Source organism: Streptomyces sp. NBC_01439, assembly GCF_036227605.1.
GTDB lineage: Bacteria > Actinomycetota > Actinomycetes > Streptomycetales > Streptomycetaceae > Streptomyces.
Genome location: NZ_CP109487.1, coordinates 5,811,789 through 5,822,500, shown reverse-complemented (window position 1 = coordinate 5,822,500; position 10,712 = coordinate 5,811,789). Strand labels below are relative to the sequence as shown.

Here is a 10,712-nt window from a genome sequence, read left to right as displayed (position 1 = left end):
GCTGGACTGGATCTGGGAGAGGTGGGTGGAGGTGCGTTGGTAGAGCGCGACGAGTTCGTCGGCCTCGTCGCCGGTGAGCTTGCGGCCCCTGCCCAGGAGCTGCTCCAGGCGTTCCCACTCCGCACGGTGTGCGGTCACGAAGACGTCGAGATCCATCCGGTTTGCCGCTCCCCTGTCCCAGGTCCCCTGGCCACTGCCTATTCCTAGTGTGGTCAGCTTGGCAGACTGGAGGCCTTAGGGGCGGGGGGGTAGGTCACATGAGAGGTGCTGTGGTGAGCGATCTGGTGACGGGGGACGCGGTCGTCCTGGGGCTCAGGCCCGCGCGGCTACCGAGCCGCGGGCTGGCGATCCTCCTGGATCTGGCCGTGTACGTCACCGGATACGTGCTCATCTCCGCCGGGCTGGCCATGGCCACCGCCTCGCTGGACGACGCCGCCCAGGCTGCCGTCGCGGTGGCGAGCTTCCTGCTGTTCCTGGTGGGCGTGCCGATCGCGGTGGAGACGCTGTCCCACGGGCGTTCGCTCGGCAAGCTCGCCTGCGGGCTGCGGGTCGTCCGGGACGACGGCGGGCCGATCCGGTTCCGGCACGCCCTGGTGCGCGGGGCCATGGGGGTCGTGGAGCTGTTGCTGGCCTTCGGGTCGATCGCATGCATCGCCTCGCTGGTGTCGGCGCGCGGGCGGCGGCTCGGGGACGTGTTCGCGGGGACGCTGGTGGTCCGGGAGCGGGTGCCGGGAACCCGGGTGATGCCGGTGCCTCCGCCGCCGCCGTGGCTGGCCGGGCGGTTCACCGGGCTGGACCTGTCGGCGGTGCCGGACGGGCTCTGGTTGGCGATCCGCCAGTACCTGACGCGGATGAACCAGTTGGATCCGCAGGTGGGCGCCGCGATGGCGGTGCGGCTCGCGGACGATCTGGTGGCGCGTACGGGGGCGCCGCCGCCGGCCGGGGTGCCGGCCGCCGCGTTCCTGATGGCCGTGGTGCACGAGCGGCAGTCGCGGGACGCCGCCCGGGCGTTCCGGCCGGCCGCCGCGGGTCCTGGCCCCGGGCCCGCCCCGGTACCGGGTCCGGTGCCCGTCGTGGCGCCGGTCCCCTACGCGGCTCCCGCGCCCGCGGCACCGGCGGCGCCCGTAGCGGCTCCGCGCGCCGGCGGGTTCGCGCCGCCCGCCTGAGGGGTCACTCTTCCTCGAAGGCCGAGGGCGGCGTCTCCAGGTGTTCGAGTTCGATCCCGGGGGCCGACAGCACCACGTCCCCGGCGATGTGGATCGTGTGGACCTCGCCCGTGTCCAGGGCGCTGACCCGGTACTCGTCCACCAGCAGCGGGCCGCTGTCCGTGGGGTGTTCCTGGCGGGCTACGAGGGCCCAGGCCTGGTCGACCGTACGGGGTGCCAGGACCGGGTCGGTGAGGGCCAGGAGCCGGACGCGGGTGGCGGGGGCGCCGGGGGTCAGGCGCAGCAGCCGGGCCGTCGCGACGAGGAAGGCCGGGGAGGTGCCGGTGAAGCCGGGGGCGGCGATGTTGCCCTCGGTGGCCTCGGTGCCGGTGGGGTCGGTACGGACCCAGGTGACGCCGTCGATGGCGGCGCCGCGCACCTGCCAGCTCGCGGCGTTGACCTCCATGCGGATGGGGCGGCCCAGCTCGTCGATCGCCAGGTCGACGGAACCGCGGTGGTCCCCGTCCGGGCCGGTGAGCTGGGAGACGTAGCGCCAGCCGGAGGGCCCGGGCGCGCAGTGGAAGTGCTCCTCGCCGAGCGGGGTGTGGTCGTGCGGGTCGTGGAGCGAGTAGCGGCCGCGGGGCATGTGCGCACACTTCTTCGGATCGGAGGGGATACGGGGCAGGCCCCCGGCACATGTGCCGGGGGCCTGCTTCAGGTACGTCCGCGGTTGATCAGTGGGTGATCAGTAGCGGTAGTGGTCCGGCTTGTACGGGCCCTCGACCTGGACGCCGATGTACGCGGCCTGCTCCGGGCGCAGGGTGGTGAGGCGGACGCCGAGGGCGTCGAGGTGGAGGCGGGCGACCTTCTCGTCGAGGTGCTTCGGGAGCACGTAGACCTCGGTCGGGTACTCCTCCGGCTTGGTGAAGAGCTCGATCTGGGCCAGGGTCTGGTCCGCGAACGAGTTCGACATCACGAAGGACGGGTGGCCGGTCGCGTTGCCGAGGTTCAGCAGGCGGCCCTCGGAGAGGACGATCAGGACCTTGCCGTCGGGGAACGTCCAGGTGTGGACCTGGGGCTTGACCTCGTCCTTGACGATGCCGTCGACCTTCGCGAGGCCGGCCATGTCGATCTCGTTGTCGAAGTGGCCGATGTTGCCCACGATGGCCTGGTGCTTCATCTTGGCCATGTCGGTGGCCATGATGATGTCCTTGTTGCCGGTGGTCGTGATGAAGATGTCGGCCGTCTCGACGACGTCGTCGAGGGTGGCGACCTGGTATCCGTCCATCGCCGCCTGCAGCGCGCAGATCGGGTCGATCTCGGTGACGATGACGCGGGCGCCCTGGCCGCGGAGGGACTCGGCGCAGCCCTTGCCGACGTCGCCGTAGCCGAAGACGACCGCGACCTTGCCGCCGATGAGGACGTCGGTGGCGCGGTTGATGCCGTCGATCAGGGAGTGGCGGCAGCCGTACTTGTTGTCGAACTTCGACTTGGTGACGGCGTCGTTCACGTTGATCGCCGGGAACAGCAGGGTGCCCTCGGACATCATCTCGTAGAGGCGGTGGACACCGGTGGTGGTCTCCTCCGTCACGCCGCGGATCTCGGACGCGAGCTGCGTCCACTTCTGCGGGGCCTCACCGAGGGTGCGGTTGAGCAGGGTGAGGATGTGTGCGTACTCCTCGGAGTCCGCCGTCGACGGGTCCGGGGCCGAGCCGGCCTTCTCGAACTCGACGCCCTTGTGGACGAGGAGGGTGGCGTCACCACCGTCGTCGAGGATCATGTTCGGGCCGCCGGTGGGGGTGTTCGGCCAGGTCAGCGCCTGCTCCGTGCACCACCAGTACTCCTCCAGCGTCTCGCCCTTCCAGGCGAAGACGGGGACGCCCTGCGGGTTCTCCGGGGTGCCGTTCGGGCCCACCGCGATGGCGGCGGCCGCGTGGTCCTGGGTGGAGAAGATGTTGCAGGAGGCCCAGCGGACGTCGGCGCCGAGGGCGACGAGGGTCTCGATGAGTACGGCGGTCTGCACCGTCATGTGCAGCGAGCCGGTGATGCGGGCGCCGGCCAGGGGCTGGGCCTGCGCGTACTCGGCGCGGATCGACATCAGACCCGGCATCTCGTGCTCGGCCAGGGTGATCTCCTTGCGGCCGAACGCGGCAAGGGAGAGGTCTGCGACCTTGAAGTCCATGGGTGCTGCTCCTCATGGTTCGAGAGGGTGGGTACGGCTGGGCCGTGCGCCGTCCTGGGGACGGGACACCGAGCACAGTCCGTCGGGGGTCCTCTCTCCCCTCGGCCGGTCGCAGGGACCGCCCGACCCGCCATCAGCAGCGACGCCTGACACTGGGCACGAATCTACACCGGTCGGCGCGGCGAGCCCCAGTCGGACGGGGAAGAAGCCGGGTGCTGATTCACGGGAACCGGCCCCGGCAGGGGTTGCTGGCCGCTCCTGACGGGGCGTCGACCTGGGGGTACCGGGCATGATCCGGTGGCCGGGACCCAGTCGCCGCGCGGTTTCGGCCAGACCGTATTCTTCCGGCCGTTCGCACTGGTGGGAGGGGTTTCGGAGTCATGAAGAACAGACCTGGGCGCAAGCGGGGCATATGGGCGATCGCCCTGCTGATCGTGGGTGTCGGACTGAACGTCGGTGCGATCGCGCTCATGTTCAGTCAGTTCAAAGTGCACAGCTATGAGGGCGGCGCCATGCTGCCCACGCTGCCCACCGGGGAGCTGGTCATGGTGAAGAGGGATCCGTCCGAGGTGCGCCGCGGTGACGTCGTCACCTACGACCCCGTCGGGTGGGAGGGGCCGGGGCCGAACATCGGGCGCGTGGTGGCGGTGGGGGGCGACCACATTGCCTACGTGAAGGGGGACGCCGCCCTGACCCTGAACGGGCAGCCGCTCGAAGAACCCTACGTACTGGACAACGCTCCCGGGGCTCCGGGTCTTGCCTTCGCCGTCTCGGTGCCACAGGGCCGGGTCTTCATCTTGGGTGACAACCGCGGCAACTCCGCGGACTCCCGCTACTACGCGCAGCTCCAGCAGGGCACGCTGCCGGTGTCGGCCGTGACCGGGGTGCAGGTCCCCGAGGAGAACGGACTGATGCTGGCCCTCGGTGCCGCGTCGAGCGTCGGAACGCTGGCCCTGCCCGTGGGGATCGGGCTGGGCATCGCCGCGCTCGTGGCGCGGCGGAAGAAGCAGCCGGTACCGGCGGGGCCCGTCTGGGGCGCCGTACACGTCGACGAGCCGTAGGCGACGACGGAGACGGAAGGCCCCCGCGGGCTGCTGCTCGCGGGGGCCTTCGGGCGTTCAGGGCGGCTCGGTGGCCGCTCGGTGCTACTTGGCGGCTTCCGGGCGGTAGATGTCCGGCTCCAGGTAGATCACGCGGGCGATCGGGACCGCCTCGCGGATGCGGGCCTCGGCGGCGTTGATCGCGTCGGCCACCTCGGTCGCGGTGTCGTTGCCCTCGACCGCGATCTTGGCGGCGACCAGCAGCTCCTCCGGGCCTAGGTGCAGGGTGCGCATGTGGATCACGCGGGTGACAACGTCCCCGTCGACCACCGCGGCCTTGATCTTCTCGACTTCCTCGATGCCGGCGGCCTCGCCGAGCAGCAGGGACTTGGTCTCCGCGGCCAGGACGATCGCGATGACGATGAGCAGGATGCCGATGCACAGGGTGCCGATGCCGTCCCAGACCCCGTTGCCGGTCAGCAGGGCGAGGCCGACGCCGCCGAGGGCCAGCACCAGGCCGACGAGCGCGCCGAAGTCCTCCAGGAGGACGACGGGCAGTTCGGGGGCCTTGGCCCGCCGGACGAACTGGGTCCAGGTCTGCTTGCCCCGGATCTCGTTCGACTCCTTGATCGCGGTGCGGAAGGAGAAGGACTCCGCGATGATCGCGAAGACGAGGACGCCGACGGGCCAGTACCAGTTCTTGATCTCGTGCGGGTCGTGGATCTTCTCGTAGCCCTCGTAGATGGCGAACATGCCACCGACGGTGAAGAGCACGATGGAGACCAGGAAGGCGTAGATGTAGCGCTCGCGCCCGTACCCGAAGGGGTGCTGCGGCGTCGCCTCGCGCTGCGCCTTCTTGCCTCCGAGGAGCAACAGCCCCTGGTTGCCGGAGTCGGCCACCGAGTGGACGCTTTCCGCGAGCATCGACGAGGATCCGCTGAAGAGGAACGCCACGAATTTGGCTACAGCGATGGCGAGGTTGGCGGCGAGTGCCGCCACGATCGCCTTGGTACCGCCCGACGCGCTCATGGGTTCAGGGTGTCCTTCCTAGCCACTGACTACCGGCCGCACATTGTTGCAGCCGGTGGGCGGGGGCGCGGCGTCAGACCACCACGGTGGCACGAAAGATCGTCCCGCTTCCAGACAGTTCGACCTTTTCGCCCGCCGGTACGAAGACCGACTCGCCGGGAGTCAGGGCCAGTTCGCCGGCCCGCGGGGAGCCGGCCGTGCAGAGCAGGATCTGCGGGGTGTCGTGCGGGAGCGCGCGGGAGGCGCCGCCGGGCGCGAGGAGGAAGCGGGAGAGCCGGAACTCGTCGATGGGGGTCTCGTAGACCTCCTCGTCGTCGCCCTCGGGGCGCAGCAGGTTCGGGTCGCCCGGCTCGAACTTCGCGATCTTCAGCAGCTCGGGCACGTCCACGTGCTTGGGAGTGAGCCCGGCGCGCAGCACGTTGTCCGAGTTGGCCAGCAACTCGACGCCGAGGCCGTCGATGTAGGCGTGCGGGACGCCGGCGCCGAGGAACATCGCCTCGCCGGGCTGGAGTCGGACGTGGTTGAGCAGCATCGCCGCGATGACCCCCGGGTCGCCCGGGAAATGGTGGACCAGCGTGGCGTACGGGGTGTAGCGGCCGCCGAGTCGGGTGACGGCGGCGGCGACCTCGTGCACGGTGTGGGCCATTTCGGCGCGGTCCGCGGTCAGTACGGCCGTCAGCATTTCGCGCAGGGCGGCCTCTTCGGGGTGCGCGCGCAGCAGGTCCACGTACGGCTTGAGGCTGTCCACCTCCAGGCCCTCGAGGAGGTCCGCGGCCTCCGACGGCGGGCGGAAGCCGCACAGCCCGTCGAACGCGGTGAGCGCGCAGATCATTTCGGGCTTGTGGTTGGGGTCCTTGTAGTTGCGGTGGTCCGCGTCGATCGGGACCCCGCGGCGCTCCTCGTCCTCGAAGCCCGCCCGGGCCTGGAGCAGGTCGGGATGGACCTGGAGGGAGAGCGGGGCGCCGGCGGCGAGGATCTTGAACAGGAAGGGCAGTCGGGGGCCGAACTTGGCGACGGTGGCAGCGCCCAGCTCGCCTTCGGGATCGGCGGCGATGACGTCCGAGAGCGCCCGCTCGCCCGCTCCCCGGTCGATGTGGGAGGGGGCGCCCGGGTGGGCTCCCATCCACATCTCGGCCTGGGGCTCACCGGTGGGTTCGACACCGAGGAGCGCGGGGAGGGCCGTGGTGGATCCCCAGGCGTAGGGGCGGATCGTGTTCGTCAGGCGGTCCATCGTCGTCTTCCTGGATAGAGCTGGGTACTTCAGCGCCTCAGCTGTGTCCGCCGGAAGCCAACGCCAGGTAGGCGGTGGCGAAATCCGTGACGGCGAGGAGTTCGGCGAGCTGCTCCAGTTCGACGCCCTCCTCCGGTTCGAGCTCGCTGATCGCCGTGTCGTGGCTGTGGGCGAGTTCTCGTGCGGCGGGGGCGGCGGTGAGGCCGCCGGCGGGCCGGTCGCGCAGCAGGACGACGCGGGCGCGAAGGGCCTGGGGCTCTTCGACCCGGTCACGGAAGAAGTCGTCGGGGTCGGCTCCGGCGGCGAAGGATCCGGCGAGCAGGATGCCGTGGGCGGGCAGGGCCTCCGGAAGCACGGCGGCCAGTGCGGGGCGGCCGGCGAGTTCGGCCAGGGTGGCGGCGAAGCGGCGGCCCGCGGGGGCGGCGCCGGTGCCCTCGCTCCAGATGAGCGGGAGGGAGTCGGCCAGCTCGGCGGCGAGGGTCTTGGCCGGGTTGGAGTACGTGGCGATGGCGGGCCCGCAGCGTTCGGCCGTTCGGTCGAGCCGGTCGGCGACGAGCTGCAGGGTGTCGGGGGCGGCGGTGATCAGGCCGACCTTGTCGAGGAGCAGCAGCAGCGGCGTCAGCAGGGCCCACAGGGCGCCGGGTCCGGCCGCGGCGGACTCGTCGTACTCCTGGTACGGGGCCTTGGCCATCGGTACGAGGAGCCCGTGCGCGCCGTCCACCGCCTCGCTCAGCGGTGAGCGCTCGGGGGCGACGGCGACGACGGTGCAGCCGCGCCGGTACGCCTGCTCGGCGAGGACGGCGAGCCCGGGCTCGGTGCCGTCGGTGGTGGCGAGGAGCAGCAGGTCGACGGGTCCGGCCCAGCCGGGCAGGGCCCAGCGCAGCGCGCCGGCCGCGTGGGCGACGCCGGTGGGATCCAACCGGATGACGGGCGCGGAGGCTCCGGCGAGGGCGCCGAGCAGGTCGGCGACGCCGGTGGCGGCGGTGCCGGGCCCGGCGATCAGGACGGAGCGCGGGCGGCCGTCGGGGCGCAGCTCGGCGAGACCGGCCTCGGTCGCGTGCCGGGCGGCGGTACGGACTCTGGCTCCGGCCTCGGCCGCACCGCGGAGCAGGCCCCGGCGGTCGACGCGGGCGAGATCGTCCGGTGCGTCGAGGAGCGACTCGTCGAGCATGGCGGCCTCCGGCGGTGTTGACGGATCCAGGGTGGCGGAATCGGTCTCAGCGTCTGCGTGTGCCTGTGCGGCGCCGCAGGGGTCAGGCGGGGCGGCGGGCCTCGTCCACGAGGAGCACGGGGATGCCGTCGCGGACCGGGTACGCGAGGCCGCAGTCCTGGCCGGTGCAGATCAGCTCGGGGGTCGTCTCGTCGGCCGACTTGTCCTCGAGGGGTGAGTGGCAGGCGGGGCAGGCCAGGATCTGCAGGAGGCCGGCTTCGAGCGGCATGGGGCGTTTCCCTTCGGGCATGTGGGTGGGGCGAGGTCAGCGTACCGCCGAGTTCGCGGCGGTGCGGTGTCGTGCGGGCGGGTCGGACCGGGCCCGGAGCCGGGCCCCGGGCTCCGCCCGGACCCCGCGCCTCGAACGCCGGCGGGGCTTGATTGGGCGGAGCCCGGCTCCCAGGTGCAGCCCCGTGTGCGCCTCAAACGCCGGCGGGGCTCAAAACGGTCAGGCGCGGATGAGGGCGAGGGCCTCGTCGCGGACCTTGGCCAGGGTGGCCTCGTCACGGGCCTCCACGTTCAACCGCAGCAACGGTTCGGTGTTGGAAGCACGGACGTTGAACCACCAGTCCTCCGCCGTCACCGTCAGACCATCGAGCTCGTCCAGCTCGACACCCTCGACGTTGCCGTACGTCTCCTTCACCGCCGCCAGACGGGCCGCCTGATCACCCACCGTGGAATTGATCTCCCCCGAACCCGCGTACCGGTCGTAGGAGGCCACCAACGCCGACAACGGACCGTCCTGACCACCCAACGCCGCCAGCACGTGCAACGCCGCCAACATGCCCGTGTCCGCGTTCCAGAAGTCCTTGAAGTAGTAGTGCGCAGAATGCTCACCACCGAAGATCGCACCCGTCTTCGCCATCTCCTCCTTGATGAAGGAATGACCGACGCGGGTACGGACGGGGGTGCCACCGTTCTCGCGGACGACCTCCGGGACGGACCAGGAAGTGATCAGGTTGTGGATCACCGTGCCGGTGCCGCCGTTGCGGGCCAGCTCACGCGCCGCGACCAACGCCGTGATCGCCGACGGCGACACACCCACACCCCGCTCGTCCACGATGAAGCAACGGTCCGCATCACCGTCGAACGCGATCCCCAGATCCGCACCCTCCGCCAGAACACGGGCCTGCAAGTCCACGATGTTCTTCGGGTCCAACGGGTTCGCCTCGTGGTTCGGGAACGTCCCGTCCAACTCGAAGTACATCGGCACCACGTCCAACGGCAGACCCTCGAACACCGTCGGGACCGTGTGACCGCCCATGCCGTTGCCCGCATCCACCACGACCTTCAACGGCCGGATCGACCCCAGGTCCACCAGACCCTTCAGGTGCGCGGCATAACCGGTGAGGGTGTCCTGCTCCGTGATCGTGCCGGGGACGGTGCCCCCGGGGATCGCGGGCGCGCCCTCGTCGGACCACTTCTCCACCAACGCACGGATCTGCGACAGACCCGTGTCCTGACCCACCGGAGCCGCACCCGCACGACACAACTTGATGCCGTTGTACTGCGCCGGATTGTGCGACGCCGTGAACATCGCACCCGGCAGACCGAGCGAACCCGACGCGTAGTACAGCTGATCCGTCGAACACAACCCGATCAACGTGACGTCCACACCCCGCGCCGCCGCACCCCGCGCGAACGCAGCCGACAGACCCGGCGACGACGGACGCATGTCATGACCGATCACGATCGCCCCCACCGCCGCCCCCACGACCTCGACGAACGCGGCACCGAACAGCTCGGCCAGGGACTCGTCCCACTCGTCCGGCACGACGCCACGCACGTCATACGCCTTGACGATGTTCGAAAGATCTGCGGCCACTGCCTGCCCTCCTGAAGGTCCTGTGCGGTTCAGCAAAACCTACCCTGAACCAGGGGCAGCGCTTGAGACCGCCGGAGCGTCAGGAATCGGGCGATCTCAGGACGCGCAGGTGTCCACGACGGGTCTCGCCGGTGGACGGGCCGCCCTGGCCGGGGCCGCCGGCCTCGGCGGTGCGTCCCGGCGGCCGGGCGGCTTCGCGCACGGCGTTGGCGAGGGCTTCGAGGTCGTCACCGCTGGGGCGGGACGGCCCGGAGCCGTCGGACAGGCGCACGACGTCCCAGCCCCGCGGGGCGGTCAGGCGCTCCGAGTGCTCGGCGCACAGGTCGTAGCAGTGGGGTTCGGCGTAGGTGGCGAGCGGGCCGAGAACTGCGGTCGAATCGGCGTAGACGTACGTCAGTGTCGCGACGGCAGGGCGGCCGCACGCGGTGCGCGAACAGCGACGTACAAGGCTCACGACGTTGGACGGTACCGCACTCTTGACCGGGCCGCGACGACTCCACCGCCGCTCACTCCCCCGTGTCGTGCTCGGGGCTACCCTGCGGGGGTGACCGACACCCCTCTTCCGCCCTGCCCCGCCGAGCCTCCCGCAGGGGCCGGAACCGAGCCCCGCCCGCGTCGGCGGGACCGGCACGGGCGGGGGATGCGCGGTCCGGTGGCCCCTCCTCAGGTGCCGCTGGCGGCGAGCCGGTCGGAGCTGTTCGGGGATCTCGTACGGGATTCCGTGGAGCGGCTGGAGCGGCGCTGGCCGCAGCTGGCCGAGGTGGAGTTCCTGATCAGTGACGTGCCGGGGCCGCCGGGCGGTCCGGACGGCGGCTGGAACGACGAGGCGGTGCCGCTGGGCGCGGTGTCGGAGTCGCGCGAGGGGCGGCCCGCCCGGATCGTGGTCTTCCGGCGGCCGGTGGAGATCCGCGCCAAGACGCGGGACGAGAGGGCGATGCTGGTCCACGAGATCGTGGTGGAGCAGGTGGCGGAACTGCTGGGGCTCTCGCCGGAGACGGTGGACCCCCGGTACGGCCAGGACTGAGCCGGCCGTCGCGTACCGGGGGTGCT

General features: G+C 71.3%; 12 protein-coding genes (1 of these 12 only partly in view). 3 read left to right on the top strand and 9 right to left on the bottom strand.

The window, feature by feature from the left end:
* A protein-coding gene (locus OG207_RS26300) for a stage II sporulation protein M (protein WP_329101436.1) crosses the window boundary here: on the bottom strand, positions 1 to 156 show its beginning. It extends 852 nt beyond the left edge of the window; 156 of the gene's 1,008 nt are visible here — the first part of the coding sequence; its start codon is at positions 154 to 156; the stop codon falls past the left edge of the window.
* A gap of 116 nt (positions 157 to 272) precedes the next feature.
* Between OG207_RS26300 and OG207_RS26295 the strand changes: the two genes are divergently transcribed.
* Positions 273 to 1,166 (top strand): RDD family protein, encoded by an 894-nt coding sequence (locus tag OG207_RS26295; RefSeq protein ID WP_329101435.1) that lies wholly within the window; start codon positions 273 to 275, stop codon positions 1,164 to 1,166.
* 4 nt (positions 1,167 to 1,170) lie between these two features.
* Here OG207_RS26295 and OG207_RS26290 read toward each other — a convergent pair whose 3' ends face one another.
* Together OG207_RS26290 and ahcY are read right to left on the bottom strand one after the other, a co-directional pair.
* Positions 1,171 to 1,791: a hypothetical protein gene (locus OG207_RS26290; RefSeq protein WP_329101432.1), complete on the bottom strand. Its 621-nt coding sequence runs from the start codon at positions 1,789 to 1,791 to the stop codon at positions 1,171 to 1,173.
* Positions 1,792 to 1,890: 99 nt separating this feature from the next.
* Positions 1,891 to 3,327 carry an adenosylhomocysteinase gene (ahcY, locus tag OG207_RS26285; protein ID WP_329101431.1) on the bottom strand — a complete coding sequence of 479 codons (1,437 nt, stop codon included), beginning with the start codon at positions 3,325 to 3,327 and terminating at the stop codon, positions 1,891 to 1,893.
* Between the two features lie 380 nt (positions 3,328 to 3,707).
* Between ahcY and lepB the strand changes: the two genes are divergently transcribed.
* Positions 3,708 to 4,388, top strand: coding sequence for a signal peptidase I (lepB, locus tag OG207_RS26280; protein WP_329101429.1), 681 nt, complete (start codon positions 3,708 to 3,710; stop codon positions 4,386 to 4,388).
* Between the two features lie 84 nt (positions 4,389 to 4,472).
* On the opposite strand, the gene OG207_RS26275 is transcribed toward lepB, so the two are convergent.
* From OG207_RS26275 to OG207_RS26250, 6 genes are all read right to left on the bottom strand, one after another.
* Positions 4,473 to 5,396, bottom strand: a complete 924-nt coding sequence (locus OG207_RS26275) for a cation diffusion facilitator family transporter (RefSeq protein WP_329101427.1) — start codon at positions 5,394 to 5,396, stop codon at positions 4,473 to 4,475.
* 73 nt (positions 5,397 to 5,469) lie between these two features.
* A complete protein-coding gene (gene manA, locus OG207_RS26270) occupies positions 5,470 to 6,627 on the bottom strand; it encodes a mannose-6-phosphate isomerase, class I (protein WP_329101425.1) in 1,158 nt (385 codons plus the stop codon).
* A gap of 37 nt (positions 6,628 to 6,664) precedes the next feature.
* A complete protein-coding gene (locus OG207_RS26265) occupies positions 6,665 to 7,798 on the bottom strand; it encodes an SIS domain-containing protein (RefSeq protein WP_329101423.1) in 1,134 nt (377 codons plus the stop codon).
* 82 nt (positions 7,799 to 7,880) lie between these two features.
* On the bottom strand, positions 7,881 to 8,066 hold the full coding sequence (locus OG207_RS26260; RefSeq protein ID WP_327385137.1) for a Trm112 family protein: 186 nt from the start codon (positions 8,064 to 8,066) through the stop codon (positions 7,881 to 7,883).
* 219 nt (positions 8,067 to 8,285) lie between these two features.
* On the bottom strand, positions 8,286 to 9,662 hold the full coding sequence (locus tag OG207_RS26255; protein ID WP_329101421.1) for a phosphomannomutase/phosphoglucomutase: 1,377 nt from the start codon (positions 9,660 to 9,662) through the stop codon (positions 8,286 to 8,288).
* A 79-nt stretch (positions 9,663 to 9,741) separates the two neighbouring features.
* Positions 9,742 to 10,116: a DUF3499 domain-containing protein gene (locus tag OG207_RS26250; RefSeq protein WP_266595834.1), complete on the bottom strand. Its 375-nt coding sequence runs from the start codon at positions 10,114 to 10,116 to the stop codon at positions 9,742 to 9,744.
* A gap of 90 nt (positions 10,117 to 10,206) precedes the next feature.
* Between OG207_RS26250 and OG207_RS26245 the strand changes: the two genes are divergently transcribed.
* Complete coding sequence (locus tag OG207_RS26245; RefSeq protein WP_443072738.1) at positions 10,207 to 10,686, top strand: metallopeptidase family protein; 480 nt, start codon at positions 10,207 to 10,209, stop codon at positions 10,684 to 10,686.
* Positions 10,687 to 10,712 lie beyond the last annotated feature (26 nt).